The 21,090-nt window shown below is 58.9% G+C and carries 20 protein-coding genes; 6 read left to right on the top strand and 14 right to left on the bottom strand.

Annotation, left to right across the window (positions count from 1 at the left end):
• Positions 1-30: 30 nt before the first annotated feature.
• The 12 genes from AACZ26_RS12725 to AACZ26_RS12780 form a co-directional block, all read right to left on the bottom strand.
• The gene (locus tag AACZ26_RS12725) at positions 31-846 is read right to left on the bottom strand and encodes an ABC transporter ATP-binding protein (RefSeq protein ID WP_339622112.1); all 816 of its coding nucleotides are present in this window, start codon (positions 844-846) and stop codon (positions 31-33) included.
• Entirely contained in the window at positions 843-1,685 is an 843-nt protein-coding gene (locus AACZ26_RS12730) for an ATP-binding cassette domain-containing protein (protein ID WP_339622114.1), read from the bottom strand. The genes AACZ26_RS12725 and AACZ26_RS12730 overlap by 4 nt, the downstream gene beginning before the upstream one ends.
• The gene (locus AACZ26_RS12735) at positions 1,682-3,250 is read right to left on the bottom strand and encodes an amidohydrolase family protein (protein ID WP_339622115.1); all 1,569 of its coding nucleotides are present in this window, start codon (positions 3,248-3,250) and stop codon (positions 1,682-1,684) included. Before AACZ26_RS12735 ends, AACZ26_RS12730 begins: the two co-directional genes overlap by 4 nt.
• The gene (locus AACZ26_RS12740) at positions 3,247-4,125 is read right to left on the bottom strand and encodes an ABC transporter permease (RefSeq protein WP_339622116.1); all 879 of its coding nucleotides are present in this window, start codon (positions 4,123-4,125) and stop codon (positions 3,247-3,249) included. Before AACZ26_RS12740 ends, AACZ26_RS12735 begins: the two co-directional genes overlap by 4 nt.
• Positions 4,122-5,072 carry an ABC transporter permease gene (locus AACZ26_RS12745; RefSeq protein WP_339622259.1) on the bottom strand — a complete coding sequence of 317 codons (951 nt, stop codon included), beginning with the start codon at positions 5,070-5,072 and terminating at the stop codon, positions 4,122-4,124. Before AACZ26_RS12745 ends, AACZ26_RS12740 begins: the two co-directional genes overlap by 4 nt.
• A 62-nt stretch (positions 5,073-5,134) precedes the next feature.
• Positions 5,135-6,643 carry an ABC transporter substrate-binding protein gene (locus AACZ26_RS12750; RefSeq protein WP_339622117.1) on the bottom strand — a complete coding sequence of 503 codons (1,509 nt, stop codon included), beginning with the start codon at positions 6,641-6,643 and terminating at the stop codon, positions 5,135-5,137.
• 64 nt (positions 6,644-6,707) lie between these two features.
• Complete coding sequence (locus AACZ26_RS12755) at positions 6,708-7,820, bottom strand: alanine racemase (RefSeq protein ID WP_339622119.1); 1,113 nt, start codon at positions 7,818-7,820, stop codon at positions 6,708-6,710.
• Positions 7,817-9,037, bottom strand: coding sequence for a hypothetical protein (locus AACZ26_RS12760; RefSeq protein WP_339622121.1), 1,221 nt, complete (start codon positions 9,035-9,037; stop codon positions 7,817-7,819). Before AACZ26_RS12760 ends, AACZ26_RS12755 begins: the two co-directional genes overlap by 4 nt.
• A complete protein-coding gene (locus tag AACZ26_RS12765) occupies positions 9,030-9,974 on the bottom strand; it encodes a Gfo/Idh/MocA family oxidoreductase (protein WP_339622122.1) in 945 nt (314 codons plus the stop codon). The genes AACZ26_RS12760 and AACZ26_RS12765 overlap by 8 nt, the downstream gene beginning before the upstream one ends.
• Positions 9,971-11,368 carry an aspartate aminotransferase family protein gene (locus AACZ26_RS12770; protein ID WP_339622124.1) on the bottom strand — a complete coding sequence of 466 codons (1,398 nt, stop codon included), beginning with the start codon at positions 11,366-11,368 and terminating at the stop codon, positions 9,971-9,973. Before AACZ26_RS12770 ends, AACZ26_RS12765 begins: the two co-directional genes overlap by 4 nt.
• Positions 11,322-12,176: an amidohydrolase family protein gene (locus AACZ26_RS12775; RefSeq protein WP_339622125.1), complete on the bottom strand. Its 855-nt coding sequence runs from the start codon at positions 12,174-12,176 to the stop codon at positions 11,322-11,324. Before AACZ26_RS12775 ends, AACZ26_RS12770 begins: the two co-directional genes overlap by 47 nt.
• Positions 12,166-12,990: an IclR family transcriptional regulator gene (locus AACZ26_RS12780; RefSeq protein ID WP_339622126.1), complete on the bottom strand. Its 825-nt coding sequence runs from the start codon at positions 12,988-12,990 to the stop codon at positions 12,166-12,168. Before AACZ26_RS12780 ends, AACZ26_RS12775 begins: the two co-directional genes overlap by 11 nt.
• 205 nt (positions 12,991-13,195) lie before the next feature.
• Between AACZ26_RS12780 and AACZ26_RS12785 the strand changes: the two genes are divergently transcribed.
• On the top strand, positions 13,196-14,200 hold the full coding sequence (locus tag AACZ26_RS12785) for an NYN domain-containing protein (protein ID WP_339622128.1): 1,005 nt from the start codon (positions 13,196-13,198) through the stop codon (positions 14,198-14,200).
• 50 nt (positions 14,201-14,250) lie between these two features.
• On the opposite strand, the gene AACZ26_RS12790 is transcribed toward AACZ26_RS12785, so the two are convergent.
• Positions 14,251-15,300: an LLM class flavin-dependent oxidoreductase gene (locus tag AACZ26_RS12790; protein ID WP_339622129.1), complete on the bottom strand. Its 1,050-nt coding sequence runs from the start codon at positions 15,298-15,300 to the stop codon at positions 14,251-14,253.
• A 101-nt stretch (positions 15,301-15,401) separates the two neighbouring features.
• Between AACZ26_RS12790 and AACZ26_RS12795 the strand changes: the two genes are divergently transcribed.
• The 4 genes from AACZ26_RS12795 (at position 15,402) to AACZ26_RS12810 (ending at position 19,232) form a co-directional block, all read left to right on the top strand.
• Positions 15,402-16,028, top strand: coding sequence for a MerR family transcriptional regulator (locus AACZ26_RS12795; RefSeq protein WP_339622130.1), 627 nt, complete (start codon positions 15,402-15,404; stop codon positions 16,026-16,028).
• A gap of 99 nt (positions 16,029-16,127) precedes the next feature.
• A complete protein-coding gene (locus AACZ26_RS12800; RefSeq protein WP_339622132.1) occupies positions 16,128-17,111 on the top strand; it encodes a hypothetical protein in 984 nt (327 codons plus the stop codon).
• Positions 17,112-17,120: 9 nt separating this feature from the next.
• Entirely contained in the window at positions 17,121-17,966 is an 846-nt protein-coding gene (locus tag AACZ26_RS12805) for an alpha/beta hydrolase (RefSeq protein WP_339622134.1), read from the top strand.
• 30 nt (positions 17,967-17,996) lie between these two features.
• The gene (locus AACZ26_RS12810; RefSeq protein ID WP_339622135.1) at positions 17,997-19,232 is read left to right on the top strand and encodes a cation:proton antiporter; all 1,236 of its coding nucleotides are present in this window, start codon (positions 17,997-17,999) and stop codon (positions 19,230-19,232) included.
• 10 nt (positions 19,233-19,242) lie between these two features.
• Here the strand turns inward: AACZ26_RS12810 and AACZ26_RS12815 are convergent, their stop codons facing one another.
• The gene (locus AACZ26_RS12815) at positions 19,243-19,755 is read right to left on the bottom strand and encodes a hypothetical protein (RefSeq protein ID WP_339622137.1); all 513 of its coding nucleotides are present in this window, start codon (positions 19,753-19,755) and stop codon (positions 19,243-19,245) included.
• A gap of 249 nt (positions 19,756-20,004) precedes the next feature.
• Here AACZ26_RS12815 and AACZ26_RS12820 point away from each other — a divergent pair, with 249 nt between their 5' ends.
• Complete coding sequence (locus tag AACZ26_RS12820; RefSeq protein ID WP_339622138.1) at positions 20,005-21,060, top strand: NAD(P)-dependent alcohol dehydrogenase; 1,056 nt, start codon at positions 20,005-20,007, stop codon at positions 21,058-21,060.
• Positions 21,061-21,090 lie beyond the last annotated feature (30 nt).

Consider the following 21,090-nt stretch of genomic DNA (forward strand, 5'->3'; position numbering starts at 1 on the left):
CTTTCTATCGTGTTGGTTGGGTAGTGCGTACTAGGCAGTACGGGATTGATCGCCGTGAAGGCGAGGCACAGAGGCAAGAAGCTTCTTCGTGTAGTCGTGCTGTGGAGAAGTGAGAATGTCGGCCGCTGCCCCAGATTCCACGACTTCGCCGTGGTACATCACGTAGACGTAGTCGCAGAACCGAGCGACGACGCCCATGTCGTGCGTGATCATGAGCACCGCCATTCCGCGATCATCGGCAAGGGCACCGATGGTCTCGAGAACTGCAGCCTGCACCGTGACATCCAGAGCACTTGTAGCCTCATCCGCAATGAGGAGCCGCGGAGACGAAGCAATCGCCATCGCGATCATGACTCGCTGACGCATGCCTCCGCTCAGCTCGTGCGGATACTGGCGGTAGACCGTTGCAGGATTTCTAATGCCGACAGCGTCCAAACTCTCAATAACAAGTTCGCGAGCCTTTTTGCGAAGCTCAGGACGGTGGGCGATCAGCACATCACGCACTTGATGGCCGACGCGGAACACCGGATTGAGCACTGACATGGGGTCTTGAAAAATCATCGATGCTTGAGCGCCTCGCACACCCTGGATCGCGGAGAGTGGAGCTTTGAGCAATTCACGACCATCAAGTGTGATCGATGACTCGTCACTATAGTGAGCAATTCGTTCATCGTTTAGTCGAAGAACTGACATGGCAGTTACGGACTTACCGGATCCCGATTCGCCGATGATCCCCACGCGCGTTCCTGCATTTACGCTGATCGAAACTCCACGAACAGCTGGCGGAGCTGACGCTGAGAATTGCACTGAGAGATCCCGGATTTCTAGGAGTGCTGAATCGCTCATGCGTGCTTCCTCATTACCGTGATCGGGCTGGTCAGATCGGCGTCAATCGTCATTGAACGATGCCGCGATTCCGGGTCAGGTTCGAGCACCGCCTCAATCAGTGCCTGAGTGTACGGATGCTGTGGGTTGCCGAAGACCTCCTCCGACGTGCCATACTCCACGATCTCACCGAGGTACATGACAGCGACGCGATGGGACATAGCCCGCACTACTCCCAAGTTGTGCGCGATAAACAGGTATGCGATTCCTTGAGTTTGTTGCAATTCTTGAAGCAACTCGAGTACTTGCGCTTGGACTGAAACGTCAAGCGCGCTCGTCGGTTCGTCGCACACGATAAGCGACGGGCTCACCCCCAGCGCGCGCGCAATTGCGATGCGCTGGCGCTGACCGCCCGAGAACTCGTGCGGGTAACGACCGGCCATGTCGGCGGAAAGTCCCACCTGGTTGAGAAGCTCGCCGATTCGCGCGGCGATGCCTGACCGCGAGACGATCTTGTGCACGAGCATTGGTTCCGCAATTTGCCGGCCAATAGTCATGCGAGGGTCCAGCGTGGCGTACGGGTCCTGGAAAATCATCTGCAGGTCGCTACGGATGGCGCGCATCCGTCGAGAGGACACCTGTGCAAGGTTCTCTCCCTGATAGGTGATCGTGCCCTCGAACGGCATCAGACCAAGAACAGCCCGAGCGACCGTTGATTTTCCGGATCCTGATTCGCCAACAAGCCCCACTGTCTCGCCAGCGGCAAGAGACAGCGACACTCTATCGACGGCGGGCTTCTTCTTGCCCGTGCCATAGCGGACCGTGAGGTCTGAAATTTCTAGCAACGGTGAAGGGCTCATGCATTTCTCCTTCTCAACAGTCGGCCCGGCAATTCGTGCGTGTGCCGGCCGTCGGACACCACGCGGACGCCGTTCACAAAAACGTGAGATACGCCAGCGGGTTCAACGAGCGGCGTGGCATAGGTCGCACGGTCGGCCATGGCCAGCGGATCAAACACGGTGATGTCTGCGAAGGCGCCCACAGCGAGCACGCCCCGATCCGTGATTCCCAGTCGAGCGGCCGGTTTGGCCGTCATCTTGTGCACGATTTCGACAATGGACATGCCGGAACGCGCAAGTTCGTCGAACGAGCGAGGAAAGGTGCCGATAGAGCGCGGATGAGGCAAATTAGCGCTGTGGGTCAGGCTAAGCGCGAGCCCATCCGACGCGACAGAGACGAGCGGATGCCGTAGAACCCGAAGAGCATCCTCGGGTCGGGTTCCTACGACAATGACATCCACATTAAGGTCATTGCGCAGAAGAAGCTCGACCGCGAGAGCACCCCACGACTCAAGCGAGGAGCCCAGAAGCAGTTCACTGAGCGTTACGCCGACTGCCAACGGGGTTTTCGGAGCTTTGGCCACAGTGATGGCTTCAGGAGGAAAGCCCGCACTCGACTCGATCATTGCTGCGACCGTGGCTGGGGCATCTGCAATATGTTGCGCAATGTGATCAACGGAGAGGCCGCGCAGTTCGCTCGGGAGCAATTGCAACATCGTGGTGTGGCCAGCGAGATAAGGGTAGGCATCAGCTTCGACATCCACTTCCGCGTTCTCCACGAGTTCGATAGCCTCACTCAGAGCGGTGCCGTCGTCGCGAATTGAGCGGAAGTGCGAGATTTGCAATCGCACCTTAGACGAAGCTGCAATCGCAATCGCTTCACTAACTGCATCGGCAAGCCCGCCACCGTCATACGCGCGCAAATGCATGCTGAGCAAAGCGTCGTGCTGGAAAACTGTGTGCGCGAGATCCGTGAGTTCGGTCCCAGAACTCAATTCTCCCGGTGAGTACATAAGCCCTAAGCTCAGTCCCCAAGCTCCAGCCCCGAGAGCCTCTTCGAGCTCTGCGATCATGACTCCCCGTCGCTCCTGTTCGCGCTCGGGCGCGACTCCCACACGCGCGTGAGCAGCCATCACAATCGTTCCGTGACCTACAAGTGGCGCGACGTTCGTTGCGGCCGGAGTGTTCTCCAAGACGTTGAAGTAGTCGGCAACGGAACTCCACGGCACGTCGACCTCCGCAACGATGTCCACGGGTCCGATAATCGCCCTCACATCAGCGGTGTTTCCACGAATTGGTGCCGGGCTCAACCCGCAGTTTCCAATGACCTCGGTCGTTATCCCTTGCAGCACTCGAGACTCGCCTTCCGGATAGGCGAAGCGAGTGAGATCTGAGTGGGTGTGGATGTCGATGAATCCCGGCGCGATGACGAGTCCCGTGCAGTCGATGACGTGCTCGGCGGCGCTCGCCGAGAACTCGCCAATACCGGCAATTCTCCCGTCAGAGATAAGAACATCAGCGGTAACCAGTGGGGAGCCCGTTCCGTCGGCAACTTGCCCTCCACGCAAGAGAGTGGTTGTGGTCATGATCGACGCCGCCGTCTCATGGGATTGGCTGACTCCGCAATCAGCTCTCCCGCAAACATGAGCACGGCTGCAACGAAGGTGATGACGAGTCCAGCCGAAATCGCGTACCACGGCGAGGTCACGTAGTAGTTCTTGGATGCTTCAAGAATCGTTCCCCAGGTTGAGGCGGGCAAGTCAACGCCTAAGCCGAGATAACTCAGCCCGGCCTCGATCAGGATCGCTTCAGCCATGAGGGTCGGAATCAATGTCAAGAGAGGCCCAGCAGAGTTGGGAAGCACATGGAGACCGAGAATCTGAGCGGGCCGAACTCCCCCCACACGCAAAGCGGTCACAAACTCCCGCTCCTTGAGACTTCGGGTTTGTGCTCGCATGAGAAGAAAAACGCGAGGGAAGAAGAGGAAACCAATAATTACCGTGAGCGACAAACTCGTAGTGCCGAAGCTCGCGACCATAAGAATGGCGAAGAGCACAAGAGGGAAAGCGAGCGTTGCCGACGCGACGCTCGTGAAGGCGCCATCCAAGAATCTGCCAGCATTTCCCGCGATAAGACCGGTAGGAAGACCAATGACGAGGGCGACGAGAACGCTGCCAGCGGCGATGACCAATTCCAGCCGAGTGGAGTACACGAGCCGAGCCCAGACATCAGCTCCTGCCTCATCAGTGCCGAGGGGGTGGGCGAAGCTCGGCGACACAAGGATCGACGAGGCATCGATTGCGGATGGTGAGTACGGACTGAAGATCGACGGCCACACGGCCATGAGCAGGGCTACGACGCCGATGACAACGAGAGAGAGTCTGGCCGGGCCAATGGCGGCAATCTTTGCAATGATGCGAGAAAAAGTCGTCGCGCTTGTGCGCGGTTCTGTGAGTGTCATTCTGTGATCCTCGGGTCGACGAGACGGTAGGCGAGGTCTGCGAGGTAGCCGACGAGCAGCACCACGATCGTGGTGAGCAGCACAGCACCCTGCACTACTTGATAGTCACGATTGAGAACGCTTGAGAGAAGAAGCTGACCGATACCCCCGAGGCCGAACACTGCCTCGACAAGCACGGCGCCACCCACGAGCGCTCCGATCTGAACGCCGACGATCGTGATCATCGGCGTGACGGCGTTCCGCATGGCATAGATGAAGACGCGACGCGGTGTCGAGATCCCCATGGCCAACGCTGTTCGCATGTAGTCCTGTCGAAGGACGTCGGATGCCTCGGCGTAGACGAACCTCGTTAGCACTCCCCCCAAGAAGATTGCCAAAGTGGTGACAGGAAGAATCATCTGGATAAAGAACTCACCGAAGTCATCGAAAGGGCTTGTGAATCCACCCGATGGAAGCACGTCGAGTGTGACAGAGAAAATGATGATGAGAAAAAGACCAAGCCACACTGCGGGAATCGCAATTGCGAGTGTCGTGACGAAACGCACGGCCCGGTCAACGATGCCGTTGCGGAAGTAAGCGGCGGCCATCCCGAACAGGATTGACAGCGGCACCGCGATGACGACGGCTCCCACAATGAGGAAGAGCGTCGGTGGAACTGCGCCGGCAACGAGCTCTACTACCGCTACCCCGCTGCGGCTTGAGACGCCGAAGTCGCCGCGGAGGATATCGCCAAGCCAGATGCCGTACTGAACGGGCCAGGGCTGGTCGAGCCCCATTTCTGCTCGCAATCGGGCAAGAGTCTCCGCGGCATCCGGCCGCCCAGCCTGGGGGCCCAGCAGCAACACTGCCGGGTCCCCAGGGGTGAGACGAAGAGCGAGAAAGGCGAACACCGAGACGAACCACAAGACCACAGCGAGCTTTGCCGCTTCAATTCCTGCGCGTCGCATGATTTTCACGATGCTGCCTCCCTCGTTTCTGCTTTTCGTTGAGTGCTGTGTAGAGCGGGGTGCTACTTGCTGACCGTGACCTGCGAGAGGAGAGCCCAGCCGAGCGGGTTGACCTCGTAGCCCGAGACATCCGGTCCAGCGATCGACGCAACCGGGGTTGACTGCACGATCATGACCGGAAGTTCGTCAACCAAGATCTGCTGGAGCTCGCTGTAGAGTTCCGAACGAGCTGCCTCGTCGGAGATTCGAGTTGCGTCGAGCACGAGATCCGACACCGTCTGGTTCTGGTAATCATCCGCAAGGTGCGGAGTCATGATGATGTCAAAGAAGGAGTGGGGGTCCGCTCCAACGTTGAACACGTTCCAGGTGGCGTCGTAGCCGCGGCTGACGTAAGCGTCAAGCCACACCGAGATTTCCGTGATGTTGACGTTCAAGGTCACACCGATTTCGGCCAACGATGCCTGCCAGACACGAGCGAGCTGTTCAGCTTCGGGAAATCCAGAAGGAACTTCGAGCGAGAACTCGAGGTCTGACTCGCCAGCAGCGGCAAGCATTGTCGCAGCCTTATCGAGGTCATACTCGTAGCCAGTCTGCTCGGAGTAAGCCCAACTGCTCTCGGGCAACGGGCTCCAGCTGCTCGAACCGCCACCACCGTAGGCAATCTCTCGGATCGAGGCCTTATCGAGGGCGTGTGCCAAAGCCTGACGCACCATCGGATCTGCAAGCTTTCCTGAGGAATTGAACTCGATCAACGAAAGGCTGTTGGAAGCAACAGGCTCCACAAGATCAGCGCGAGCGGAGTCAAGCTGCGAAACCGTCGCAGCTGAGGCGCTGGCAAGAATGTCGACGCTTCCGCTGTACAGGTTGTTGAGAGCAACTTGCTGGTCTGCAATCGGCTGCAGTCTCAGAGTCTTCGTCGGTGAGACCTCGCCAAAGTAATCGTCAAAGCTGGTCAGCACGATTTCAGTGTTCGCCGTCCAGCTCTCGAATTCATAGGGGCCTGAACCCACCGGTTCGGATGTCGCAGTATCAAAGCTCGACGGAGCCACGATCGCGATCGATGCCAAACCCGCGAGGAACGTGGCATCCGGGTTGTTCAGGGTGATGACGACTGTCTGATCATCGGGAGCTTCGTAGGATGCGACGTCAGCAAGACGGCCCGACCAGATCGAGTCTTCCGCCGTGCCCGCCCGCTCCATAGAAGCGATCACCGCTGCGGCATCAACTGAGGTTCCGTCGTGGAAAACCGCGTCCGGCACTAGGCTGAACGTAAACACCGTCGCATCTTCGTTTACTTCGTACGTTGCGAGATCAGGCTGAAAATTCAGTTCTGCATCGTAATCAACGAGCGTCGAGAACACGAGCTCTCGAATCGCAAATTCGAAGATAATGAGTTGATTGGTGTGAGGATCGAAGTTGTCGATATCGCCCGCCAAAGCTACGACTACCTCGTCCTTGATCGCTGCTGGGTCGTCGCTGGACGATGACTCAGCAGCGCATCCTGTAAGCAGGAGCGAACTTACTGCGGCAAGGCCGATCAACGACCGACGCCATGGTGACTTGTTACTCATTGCGCTACCTTTCTGTTACTTCTCTTGGTTGGTGCAGAGGTGTTACCGGTGACCCGCTGGTCTGCTAATGCCTGCCGACGGGATTCCAAATGCCGACGACCTCGTTGCCGTCGACGACGTGGACGCGACTGAACATATTCACGACGCCGCACGCATGATTAGGGATGATTCGCACTCGATTGCCAAAGCCGAGGGCATCGATTCCAGTTCCGTTGAGAATGCCGTGCTCTTCATAGGCGCGTTCGAACACGATGTTGTCGGCAAGCACTCCCGCGGGCGCCGTAACAAGCCCTAAAGTATCGCCACGATTCGAACGGTCAGAGCTCATTGCTTTGATACCCGCATCGATCACTCGACGATCAGGAGCAGGCGAGCTGACCACTGTGCTGAGCACTGTGAGAGCACACTGCGCGCTCAGGGCAGAACCAAGGCGAAGCTGGTTGGCATCAAAGAAAACATAGGTACCAGCACGAGCTTCCGTAACACCAGTGACTCGCGGCGCAGACTCCCAGCCGGGCGTTGAACCCACCGAGACCACCGAGATGGCGTGGTCGGATTCTCTCAGTTGTTCCGCCACGGCCACGAGCGTTGAGGACGCGCGCACTCCGGCCGCGACGACCTCATTGCGATCTCCGGTGATGCTCGCGAGCTGACCTTCGTGCATGTAAACGCCATCCAGAAGGATGCCGGGAAGAGCCGCGATGTCAGCCGCGACATCGGCCGCTCGAGCAGGGAGCACCCCGGTACGAGCCAACCCCGTATCAATCTCCAAGATGACCGGGATCTCAGCCCCAGCATCGACGGCAGCCTCAGACAGAACAGCGGATAATTCGACTGAATCGACTCCCACTGCCACACGTGCGGTGAGGTTGGCCTCAGCAACGAAGCGAGCCTTCGCTCTAGAGGACGGCGCATTGGCCCAGAACACGTCATTGATTCCCGCCGCGAGTAGCTCCTGAGCTTCTGCCAGCGTTGCACACGTGAATCCAACAGCCCCAGCTTGAAGCTGCAGTCGCGCAACTTCAATCATTTTTGAGGTCTTGAAGTGCGGCCGAAGAACGACACCCGCGTCCGTCGCGAAATCTGCCATCATGCTGATATTTCGCATCATCTGAGGACGGTCGATGAGAAGTGCCGGAGTTTCGATCATGTCGAAGGACGCTGCGTTATCTGTCATGATCCACTCCTCATGAGTTCGGCGGCATCGCTAATCCACGAGAGCGTCGGTACGGTGGCGGTTCCGTAGTTGTACAGCGCGAGTTTGCTGACTCCAGAACCACGGATCGCGTCTACCTTTGACAGAAAACTGTCCTTGGTCGGGTGGAAGCTTGGCCACAGCGTGATAGCCGATGCTAGCGATTCAGCTCCGCGATTAGACAGCGCGGCAGCTGCAAGAGTGTGGTCAAGTTCGCGCGCAACCTCGCCCGCTGTCGGGTAATAACTTTCGAGAACGAAAGAATCGGCCACGGCGACGCTCGCCGCGATGTCCACGCCTTCCATCCAGTTGCTGAAAGCCGGACGACCCCAGACTGCTGCACTCAAGTCAAGCATTGCGCCCTTGGAATGAAGTACCTCAGCAACGTGACCTGCGAGGTCAGTCACAATCTCATTTCGCATCCGGGTATACGCGGCGAGGTCGGGCCACATCATGTGGAGAGAGGCTATTTCGGCACCATCGTCGGAGTCACGGCCAGTGGGCGCTTCGGCGTTCCAGGTGCGGTACAACTCGCGGGATACCCGCAGACGAAGCGCTGCGACATCGATTCCGCGCTGTGTTCCTTGTCGATGGCAATTGTCGCAAAAGCACAACGACAAGAGGTACCGCGTCGTCGGGTCGAGGCGAGCACCCCACAATTCATGAGGGTGGCCGTGGTTATAGAGAAGGTACGACAGACTTTCGACCAGCACGCGGTCGAATAATCCAGAGCCGGCGATCGCTCCCATAAGCTCAATTGCATAGCGCTCGGCGTCCGGGTTTGCAGGGCACAGGCCATGCGTGAATGAATCGCCGAAGCAGTTTGTGATTGCTGCGTCAGGGCGAGCTGTTGCCATTGTCGAATTGTGAAACGCGATACCCCAGCCGCTGAGGGCAACACCTGCCTCATCCGCAGCGCGTTTAAGCGAGGGATACAACTCCGGATGCTCGAGTGCAATTCGCGAGGACGGAATCGACAAGTTACTGAAATTGTCGAGGTCAAGCGGCAAGTGGCTAGTATTCGCTTCTGCGACAGTTGACACTCGATCCATTCGACGCGGAGAAATGACCTCCGCTGAGTGATAAGCCGTTGCGATGACCAAACGGTCGACACCGAGCTCGGCAACCGTCTCGACTACGCGTTCGGGGCCATCCGCAATGACATCCCAGGGATAGATCATGAGCGATACTTCAGACAACGGGAACCTCCTGATAAATCTGTTCAATCAATTGGAGAGTTGGTTCGAGGTCGTCGAGCCCAAACCCCGCGTCTTCTTCCCGAAAACTTGACCATTGACGGATGAACGGAGCGCGGTCTATATCGATCGAAGGACCACTGCGCTCGACTCCGATCCCGGATATTGACCACGAGCCGTCCATGTAGATCCGAGCCGATCCTTTGGTTCCCATCACGGTGAGCCCCGTACCGATGGGTTCAAACGGAAGCCACGACATATCGATCGACACGATCGTTGACGCTCCAGCTCGTGCGACGACGCTAGCGTGGTCTTCAGTCTCGTGCCCGGGGTGAACGCGCTTGAGCGCTGCCGTCTGGAATCGGAGATCAGACCCGGTTATCGCGCGAGCGCGGTCGAATGCATGCACCCCATTCGTCACGAGCACTCCTCCACCGCTGACGGCAGAGTTGAAATACCAACTAGGAAGGCTGTCTTCTTCGAGGTGAAACTGCATCCGATCGTTGTAGGTGAGCACTTCCCCAAGTTCGCCACTTACAGAGGCGTCAACTACTGCTTGCACCCCGGCCCAGTGGCGAGTCGACATTCCCACAAACAGTCGCCCGCCTCGAGCGAGCGCGGCTCTTAGAGGTGCAGGATCTTGCCCAGGAACACGATGGGGTTTTTCAACTAGAACGTCGAGCCCCGCTGCTACCAATTCCGTCGACTGCACAAGGTGCCCCGCGGAAGGAGTGGCGATAATCGCGCTATCGAAGTCGTGCCCCTGGGCAAGCGCCTCCTGCACGGAGGTATAGGTGCTAGCGCCAGAGTCAACGGCACTTGCTCGCGCAAGGTCAGTGTCCACAACAGCTGCGATGTGATCTCCAACGGCGCGGACTGCAGCGGCGTGGCGATGACCCATCACCCCCGCTCCGACGACAAGGACCCGGCGCGCGCTCATGCGAACATTCCCTCGCTCTTCATCTCCTGCAGTACGTCACGAGCTGCCTCCAGAGTGAGATCGATGTCCGCTTCGGTGTGCGCGAGCGAAATGTGGTTACGTTTGAGCGTCATCGGGTACATCACGAACCCACGGTCTGTCATGCGACGGTGGAACGTGGCATAGGCAACATCGTTATTCTCGAGAAGATCGTTGTAACTCTTAGGCTCTCGGTCCATGAAATAGCAGATGAACACGCTGCCGAGTCCCGTGACGTGAGCGGCAATCCCGAGCTCGGTAGTGATCGAGCGGAGTCCATCGCGCATCCGTGCGCCGAGACGTCCGGTGTACTCATGCATTCCCACGTGTGGATCGCTCGCGACGGTCATCGTGGCAATTGCCGCAGCCATCGAGACGGGACCGCCGTTGAACGTGCCCGCGAGCATCACTCCTCCGCCAGCGGACGAGAAGTTGTCCATGAGGTCAGCGCGACCACCCAAGCCCGCTACCGCAAATCCGTTTCCCATTGACTTGCCATAACTCGTCAAGTCAGGCGTGATCCCGCACAGCTCTTGGTACCCGCCAGGGGCGTGACGGAACCCGGTGATGACCTCGTCGAAGATCAAGATGCTTCCCTCGGCCTTGGTGATCTCCCGAAGCCCTTCGAGGAAGGACTGGTCGGGAAGAAGCGCGCCAACATTGTGAGGCACAGGCTCGAGAATGATCGCAGCGATCTGATCTGGGTAGCGCTCATAGAGCGCGCGTACTGAATCGAGGTCATTGAAGTCTGCGACGAGAGTGGAGCCCAGAGCATCCTCGAGAATCCCTGTCGACAGCGGGTCGACTGTTCCGATTCGATCTGCGGGCGACGCGACGTTGCGTGCAACCGCGTCTCCCCAGCCGTGAAAACAACCTTGAAACTTGAGGAGGTACTTGCGACCGGTGACCCCCCGAGCAAGACGAACAGCTTGCATAGTTGCTTCTGTGCCGCTCATTGTCGTTACCGACTTCTCGACCGATGGAATGAGCTCAGCAACCATCCGAGCGACCTCAACTTCGAGTTCACTCACGCCCAGACCGACAAGGTCAAGGCCCTTCAAGCTCTCAGTAACAGCGGCGGTCACTCGCTCATCGGAATGACCGAGCAAGATCGCACCGAAAGCAGCGTGGTAGTCGACGTAACGACGACCGTCATAGTCCGTCAGGTACGCACCCTGAGAATCGCGGAAGGCATACGGCGCGCCGAAGTTTCGAGTTGCCGAATTCACCCCTCCGGGAATTAACTCTTTGGCTGCGCTGATCAGCGCAGCGGCTGTCGTAGGCACAGTATCTTGCTCCTTTTCAATCGTGGGGTAGTAGTCGCGACGGCTATCGAGCGAGACGCGGGTCAGGAATGTCGAGTAAAGAAAGAGCATCCTGGTGCAGGATCGACTCCACTGTTTCTTCGAGGACATGGGGCAGATTTCCTGCACGGAAGTCGGCAAGGGAACGAAAGCGGGCGATCGCGTCAGCGGGCTCCCAGAGCGGATAGTCGCTGCCAAAGAACAACTTGTTGACGACCCCCCACTCTTGAGCGTTAACGAGAGCCATGAACCCGTCCATCGGGCGGTGCCAACTTGCTGAGACATCGGCGTAGACGTTCGCATGTTTACGCAGCACTACGACCGCATCCCGCTGCCAGGGGTGCCCCATGTGCGCCATGATCTGCTTAAGCTCCGGATGGCGGCGCGCGACTTCTTCAACAACGAGCGGTTGGCTGAGCGAGAGTCGGCCCTGCGCACTCGGTGTCGCTCCCATGTGCCACAGGATGGTCATCCGGCGTTCAGAACACAGCCGATAAAACTCATCAAATGCGTGGTCAAGCGGGTCGAACAGCGAAAGCACAGGGTATAGCTTCACTCCCTTGAAGCCGAGCTCGTAGGCTTCATCGAGCTGCGCTCGCCAGTCCGTATCGAGCGGGTCTAGGGCAGTAAACGCCACAGTGGGCGTCGAGAGTTGTGCACAGTAATCAGCGACGAAGCTATTCGGGGTGTGAACTCCCGCGCGGGTCGCCGCGAGACCGAACACGATCGCAACATCCACGCCGGCCTTCGTCATTGCGGCGTCATACATCTCAGGTGAAATGCGTGGGTATGGCTCGCCGTAGGCAGGTTCCCAGTTCTTTTTGTGCTCGTCACCCCAGTGCTCAGGTTGGTGATTATGGGTGTGAACATCAACGATCATGGTTTTCTCCTTTTCGCTGACCGCCCCGCTCAGCACGAAAGGCGGCCACAAATCGCGGGTCTGCGGCGAGCGTTGCCGCCACCTCGTGCACTCGCACAGAGAGCGCTCCGCGCAGCTCAGGCGCAAGTTCTCCTGCGGGGCCCGACACACTTATCGCGACGGGAACATCAAGCCCTAGAGGAATCGGCACAGCCAAACAAATGACGCCAAGGTCGCGCTCTTGGTCATCGAGGCTGTAGCCCCGTTCGCGAATCGCGGCGAGTTCAGCGTCCATGTGTTCGCGATCAACAATCGTGAACTCCGTGAAACGGGCATAGGGCTCGTCAGGAAGATGCTCCCCGATGTGTCCACTCGGTAATTCCGAAAGCAGCATCTTCCCGATGCCCGTGCAGTAGGTGTAGTCGAGTGAGCCATCGCGCGACCGGAACCGTAGAGGGCGGTCAGGCTCCTGCACGCACAGGTGCAAGGCCCACCGTCCCTCAAGAACACCGAGATTCGCGGTGAGCCCTGTTTCGTGAGCGAGCGTCTTCAAGTAGGGCGCTGCGACATCGGCGGTATTCGCTACCCGTCGGTACGACTCAGAGATATCCAGCACCGCATGACCGAGCGCGTAGACCGGAGGATCACCGTCTCTGTAGACAAATGCTTCTTGTTCGAGCACTGAAAGCAACCGAATGAGGGTTGACTTGGGCAGTTCCAGCTCAGCAGAGAGCTCGGCCAGACTCAATGCTTTCTCTTGCGCTCCGAGCACCTTGAGCACCTTGAGAGCCTTGACTAAGCCCTGTGAATGATACGACGTGGCACTACGTTCCATGTCAGGGACTCTATACAGCGCCGCGCTAAAAGTGAAGCACCTGGAATGTTAATTCCATGTTGCGCGATGTGGAACACAACCGCTCCCCGTGAGTCGAGCAAATGTCGCCAGCCCCCTTTGCCAACGATCGCCCCGAAAGCGGGGATTGTCGTGAGGGAGACTCACGAGAAGACTGAGAAGAACTTTTTTTCCCAAGGAGACCACATTGGCTGTTTCAAGCGATGGCCGAGTAGCCGTCTACATCGATTTCGACAACATCGTGATCTCTCGTTACAACCAAAAACATGGCAATGGCCAGTTCTCTAAAGACAAGGTCCGCATCTACCGATCCGATCGCTCAGAATTGAACGTGCTCAGCACCAAACTGCGAGAAGCCACGGTGGATGTCGAAGCGATCCTCGACTACGCCTCATCCTTCGGCACCGTCGCTTTCAGTCGCGCCTACGCTGACTGGTCAGTACCCGTGAACGCGGGCTACCAGAAGCAACTCGTCAATCGCGCGGTGGAACTGGTGCAGCTATTTCCGCTCACCGCACAGTTGAAGAATGGCGCTGACATCCGCCTCTCTGTTGATGCAATGGAAGACATGTTCCGGTTGCCTGACATCACCCACGTGGTGATCGTGGCGGGCGACTCTGACTACGTGGCGCTCGCTCAGCGCGCGAAAACGCTCGGTCGCTATGTCGTCGGAATTGGTGTGGCTGGCGGAACAAGCGAAGCGCTGACATCGTCGTGCGACAAGTTTGCAGATTACGATTCGCTGCCGGGCATCCAGTACGGAGCTCCTTCGGCTCCGCCGCAGGCGAGCGCAAAGCTCACGCCGCCCGCACCCACCAAAAAGAGTACGACAAGCACCCTGACACAGGCTGGCACACCGAGTGCGGCAACAACCGCGCCGAAAGAGAAAACGACTATGGGACCGACTTCAAAGACCCCACCGACGACCGAAACTCCGGCCAGCGGGATGCGGCCTTTCACGATGCTCGTGCGCGCGATGCGATTGGTTCAGCAAAAGGAAGACTCCGAGTGGCTCAACAGCTCAGGTGTTAAGAACCAGATGTTGAGAATAGACCCGTCATTCAACGAGGCTGCTCTGAAGTTCAAGACCTTCAGTGAGTTCGTCGCGTCGCACAGCTCACACGTCGAAATGCGGGAACGGAACGGCGTTCGAGAACTGCGATTGCGCGCGAAAGCAGCTCAGCCTGAATAATGACGAGACCTGTTTCATGATTGACGAGGAACTGAGGTGCGCCGACGAACTTAGGCGAGCAGTTGTTCCGCCAACAGCTCGAGGGCGCGAACGCGTGCGGGTGAGGTTGCGGGGGCGTCTTCGGCGCTCGCCGAAAGACCAGGAACCACCATCACCTCATCGACACCAAAACGAGTGGCAAGCGAGCGGATGCGGGCCGCAGCAGCGGCTGGCTCGTCAATGATCCAGCGCTCCGCCATGTCATCAACCATCTGTTGCTGCGGTGCTGCAAGCTCTGTCGCCGCAGCCTCTTCGATCGTGGCGAGAGGGCCGAGCGGCATACCACTGAGTAGACGTGCCATTTGCTGCAATTGTGGCAAAGCCGCGGCACGCGCCGCCGCGGCCGACTCTGCGACTGCGACGTTCAAGGTGAGGAAGGTTTTAGGCGCCTTCTGCTGCTCTGACGGCACAAAATTGTCACGGTAGAGACCCAAGATGCGCGCGGTGCCTTCACCTGAGAAGTGGTGAGCGAAAACATACGGCATGCCCTGCGATGCCGCCAGTCGGGCAGAGTAATCGCTAGAGCCTAAGAGCCACAGATCAGCGACGGATGCCGCGTTTGGCGTCGCCGTCAACTCGTAGGTGCGCCCCTGCTGCAATTGGAGCGTTGCGCCCTCCGGATGCATGAGGCTGCGAATGTCGGCCACATTCCGAGGGAAGGCATCAACGTCGCTCGTTGTGCCCGTCATTCGCAGATACGACGTAATCACCGGATCGCTTCCCGGCGCGCGGCCGATACCGAGATCGATACGTCCAGGGAACGCGGCTTCGAGAAGGGCAAATTGCTCCGCGACAACAAGAGGCGCATGGTTGGGCAACATTACTCCCCCAGACCCTAGACGAATGCGCGTGGTCTGCGCTGCCAAAATTCCAATCAGCACCGCTGGGTTCGTGGACGCAACAGCTTTCATGTTGTGATGTTCAGCCACCCAGTACCGCGAGAAGCCCAAGTCGTCGGCTCGCTGGGCGAGAGCAACCGTCGCCGCGAGAGCATCGGCGGACGTCTGGTTGCTACGAACCGGAATGAGGTCAAGAACGGAAAGGCGCAGTGGTGTAGTCATCACTACTACTCAACGCATCCGGGGGCGGGATATTCCTGAGCGTCACGGTCGATTCTGGCTCGTCACACCGCGCTCGTCGAACAGATAGCTAGGGTGTCCATATGAAGATTTCGGCGCTCAGCGAGCACACCGGGGCATCAGTGCCCACGATCAAGTACTACCTACGCGAGGGCTTGTTGCCCGCGGGCGAACGCTCGGCACCAAATCAGGCAACCTACGGTGAAGCTCATGTGCGCCGCATCCACTTGATTCGAGCACTGACAGATGTTGGAGGGCTTTCCGTCGCTGACGTTAAGCGAGTAACGGAAGCCATCGATAAGGAATTGCCACTGAGCCATGCCTTTGAGATTGCCCAAAGTACGGTCTCAGAACAGGTCGATCCGGACTCGCTGGATGAGGATGCGCTCGCCACGGTTGATGGCGTCATCGCCGATTGGGCGTGCGCGAGCGACGATTCTGGTCGGCTAGCTGCAGCGCGAGTCGTCATGAATTTTCGCCACACTGGCCAAGGCGCTAGCTCTTCATGGCTCGACGCGTACGCGCAGGCTGCTCTAGTGGTGGCTGAAGCAGATCTTGACCTCGTCGAGACGCGCCGCGATCTAGAGACGCGAGCAGAGACGGTGGTTGTCGGCACCGTTCTTGGTGACGCTCTCTTCGCCGCTCTTCGGCGGAGCGCTCAAGCGGCGGCATCCGTGCGTCGCTATGGATACCCCGGCCGCCAGCAGTAAGCAGGCGGAAGGTGGCCGTGAAATTACGCGCAATTTCACCTTTTTAGTTTTGGATAGCGCAACTATCCGATAGTGTTGCTATCGACTTGAGGAGCAACCATGATCACACCACCCACTTCCCCGCTCAGCCTTACTCGCGTTCCGCTTCACCAACCACTTCTGTGGCTCGCAGCGCTGATGGCGGGAGCCAGCATCGCGGCAACAATTGGGCTCGCCATCGACCCCCGTCTCGTTACCGGCGCCCCACTGTGGGCTAAACCACTCAAGTTCTCCCTATCAATCGCGCTCTACGCGCTCACACTCTCGTGGCTACTAGGAATGCTGCACAGCCACCGTCGCCTCACCTGGTGGCTAGGAACGCTGAGTGCTCTTTTTCTCGCCGTAGAAATAGTCATCATCGGCGGCGCCGCAGCGCTTGGCACGACAAGTCACTTCAATGTCAGCACACCCCTTACGACCACGCTGTGGTCGGTGATGGCAGTCTCCATTGTCATCGTGTGGAGCGCCGCGATAGCGGTCGCCATCCTGCTCTGGCGACAAAAGCTACCTGATCGCGCCCGTGCAGTTGCTATCCGGTCTGGCCTCATCATCGGACTAGTCGGCATGGGCGTGGCATTCTTCATGACTTCCCCCAACGCTGAACAACTCAATGACTTTCAAGGAATTGCGGGAGCGCACACGGTCGGCTTGCCGGATGGCGGCGCGGGCCTTCCACTGCTCGGTTGGAGCACTCTCGCTGGTGACTTGCGGGTGCCACACTTTATTGGGATGCATGCGCTTCAGATCCTGCCCCTCAGCGCGCTCGTGCTAGAGCTACTGGGGCGTCGCTTCGATACTCTTCTGTTGCCCGCAGTACGGCTACGCATCGTGGTCATCATCGCTACCCTTTACGGCTCCATCACCGCGCTACTGACGGTGCAAGCACTCAGCGGACAATCCATCGTGCGACCGGATGGCGCCACCATCGCAGTCACGAGCGTGCTGTTTGCCGGGGCTGCCGCCGCGATCGCCGTGTCACTCATAGCGCGGCTTCCGTCATCACGCGAAGATTCTGCCGCGCGGGTCGGCGCCCGCACTCAATAGACTGGGGCGATGCACGCTGCCGAACCGTCGCCATCCGCTTCGAACGAACCGAGCGAGAAAGTGGGTTCAGCCTCGACGCCCGAGTCGGCGCGCTCTCACCGGTCGACTTCACGCACGCGCGCACGCCGCATCATCCGCGCTGTTCTCGTCTCGCTTGCGGCGCTCGTGCTCGCTGGCGTTGTCGGAATTCTCCTGTGGGCCAACGTCGGAGTCATGCAGGCCGAGCAGCCAGCGCTAGAGAGTGTGCGAACCAACCCCTCTGTACACATCACAGAAAATCAGAACTCGTTCATTCTCACCCCCACCGCTGAGGCCTCTGGTGAAGGACTCGTATTCATCCCCGGTGCGAAAGTCAGTGCGGATGCCTACCTGTACAAGCTGTCGGGGGCTGTTGCCGAATCGGGGCTGACAGTCGTGGTCACTAAACCCATTCTGAACCTTGCGTTCTTCGATCAACGCGGCCTCGATACTTTCACGAATGCGGTGCCCGATATCGACGAATGGTTCGTCGGTGGCCACTCACTCGGCGGGGTGCGCGCCTGCCAGTATGCCGAACAGCCTGATGTCAGCGGACTGGTTCTCTTTGGCAGCTACTGCGCCAATGACCTCGCCGACGTCGACACTCGCGTATTGAGCCTCAGCGGCAGCAACGACTTGCTGAGCACTCCCGAAAAAATCATGAATGCCGCCCACCTCCTGCCCACAGCGACAACTTTCTTCCCGATCGACGGAGCAAATCACGCAAGCTTCGGCGACTACGGGGTGCAAGCCGGCGACGGAGTTGCCACCCTCGACAGCTCAGTGGTGCGCGATGTCATCGCCGCGGAACTCAACAGCTTCTTACTCACACGCTAAACGCGGTCACACACGAGCAAAGGGAACACCGTGGCGCTATCTGAATCCGGAGTGGTGCTTATTCCCTTGCTGGCGGTTCTCGCCCCGCTGCTGGCGCGAGCCTTATCGCCCCTTGTGCGCATCTCGATAGTTGTCTTCGAACTTCTATTAGGCATTCTCATCGGGCCCAGCGTGCTCGGTTGGGTCAGCGAGTCAGCGTTTGTTGAGCGTCTCGCCGATTTCGGGCTAGCGCTGCTCTTCTTCATGGCTGGCAACGAGATCCAGATTCGAGTTCTTCGCGGGCGAAGCGGCGGCCGGGCATCCCTCGGATGGCTCATCAGCTTGGCTGCAGGCATCGGAATTGGCTTTATTGTCTCGCCAGGAGCAGGCGCCGTCGTGATTGGCATTGCGCTGTGCTCGACAGCGTTAGGAACGCTTATGCCGATCATGCGTGATGCCGGAGAACTGCCAACGCCCTTTGGTGGTGCGGTCGTTGCGGTCGGCGCCGTCGGCGAATTTGGCCCTTTGATCGCAATTTCGATTTTTTTGGGTGCCAGCTCTCCCGGCATTTCGACCGTCGTTCTGGGAATCTTTGTTGTTATCGCCGTGGCGCTGATCGCTCTCGCGGCGCGACTCGAGCACGGCGCTCTTCACCGGCTCGTGAACGCGACACTTCACACCTCTGGTCAGATCGCCATCCGAATCGTCATCCTGATTCTCGCCGGTCTTGTAGTGCTGAGTATCGTGCTCGATCTCGACATGCTTCTTGGCGCTTTCGTTGCTGGTTTGCTCTGGCAAATCATCATGCGTCAGGCTCCCGAACACGACCGTGTGGCAGTCGACTCCAAGCTCGAAGCGCTCGCGTTTGGCTTTCTTGTGCCGATCTTCTTCATCTATACCGGCGTGACATTCGACCTCAACGCCCTGCTCAGCGACGGTAGCGTCGCTGCTCTCGTGCCGATCTTCCTCGTCTTGCTTCTCATCGTACGAGGCCTACCCTCGATGCTGTCGGCCCCGGATGACTCCCGCCGTCGCGACCGCGTTGCGCTTGGCTTTCTCGGCGCAACCGCCCTGCCGATCATCGTCGCCGTCACCGCGATCGGAGTGGACACAGAAGCGATCAGTTCTGGCACCGCCGCCGCTCTCGTCGGGGCCGGCATGCTGTCCGTGTTGCTATTTCCACTTATCGCGACAGCTCTGCGCGGAGATTCAGCCGCTCTTCACTCCCGCAACAACGGGACCCCACGAGACAACGTCGAAGGGCGACACATCGAAGAAGAGGCTTAGCGTGCGCCAGCTACGCAAGAATCGGGATCGTGCCGGTGGCTGCGTATCCTGCCGACGCGGGCAATGGCTCGCCCAAGACGTCCGACGAGGCGTGCGAGCTGACCGCTGCCTCAGTGGCCGTCTCATTGCTCATCGAAATGATCGGGATTGACTCGGTGAGCGCCACAAGGCCGTCACTGATGGTGACGAGCGGATCGGCATCCGTGCTCGAGAAAATGGGAAACGAGCGGCCGTCGTCGGGCAAGCGTCGGCCTCGACGAATCACGACGATCGTTGCTGCAGCGAGCGGAATGGCGACAGCGCTTGGGGCGGCAACCCACAATGATGCACTCATCAGACCGTAAGCACCCCAGACGGTGTAGCCGAAGACCAGCAACCATTGCGTTGTTTGCGAAATACCGGCAAGTCGGACGGCGTCATTGCGGCTCTGCCAGGTGGTCCGGGCCTGTGGCACCCACATCAGGAACGAAAAGATAGTGCCCACGAATCCGAGTGCGTTAATAGCGAAATCGGTGATGTTCATCCCGTTTGATTTGATCTTTCTGACGGCCCTAGGAAGAACTCCCGAATGGACGCGATTGCGAGGCATCACCACGATGTCTCGGTAATCATAAACACAAAATGTGGCGTGCGCCAGCACTTGTTTTAGAGCGGCACAGGAAATAGTCAAGCTCGCACTAATAAGCTGGAGGCAACCCAGTTAAACCGGGGTTACATGCGCACTCTGCGCTCACAACGTGCGCTTCGTATGCGACCCCATGAGGAGGATCTCATGCGCGCTGTCATGTTCAACCAATGGAAGACGTTTCCCACTCTCGAGGACGTAGAAAAACCGACTCCCGGGCCGGGCGAAGTGCTACTCAAGGTCGCAGGCGCAGGCGCTTGTCACTCCGATGTCGCGGTTTACCACGACATGGATGACACCAGCGCGCCTCCGCAACTCAAGCCCAGCTACATCCTCGGCCACGAAAACTCAGGATGGGTCGAAGAAGTTGGCGCTGGCGTCACCGGAATCACCATCGGCGATGCTTTTCTCGTGTACGGACCGATCGGATGCGGGCACTGCCCTGCCTGCTCACGGGGCCAAGACACCTACTGCCAGAACCAAGCCGACATGCCGTACATGGCATCGGGACTAGGACGCAACGGCGGAATGGCCGAATACATGACGGTGCCTGCGCGAAACCTTGTGCCCCTTGGTGATGCCGATCCGGTTGCGGCTGCTCCCCTCTCTGACGCGGGCCTGACTCCGTATCACGCGATCAAGAACTCACTGCCGAAGCTTCAAGGCGGCGGTAAGACCGCACTCGTCATCGGGCTCGGCGGCCTCGGCCAGCTCGCCGTGCAGATCCTGACCGCCATCACCGGCGCGACAGTTATTGCGACCGACTCCAAGCCGGATGCGATGGAGCGAGCGGCCAGCCGCGGTGCCATCACGGTGCCCAGCGGAGACGACCAGGCGGCTCGCATTCGCGAGCTGACGGGCGGTCGCGGCGTTGACGCTGTCTTCGACTTTGTCGGAATCGCGCCGACCGTGGCACTCTCCATGCAGTCCGTGGCAGTTCAGGGACGCGTCACGATCGTGGGAATCGCTGGCGGCGTCTACGACTGGGGGTTCTTCACAGTGCCTTACGAGGCAGAACTCCTCAGCACCTACTGGGGAACCATCGAGGAACTCTACGAAGTTGTTGCGCTCTACCGCGCAGGCAAAATCACCCCCGATGTCGAAATCTTCGACATGGAACATGCCCTCGACGCCTACACGAAGCTCGAATCCGGCAAACTCTCCGGACGCGCCGTCGTCGCACCGCACGGGCAGAGTAAGTAGCTCACCGTTCAGACTGTGGCGCGCGAATCG

Source organism: uncultured Salinibacterium sp. (assembly GCF_963974405.1).
Taxonomy (GTDB): Bacteria; Actinomycetota; Actinomycetes; order Actinomycetales; family Microbacteriaceae; genus Rhodoglobus.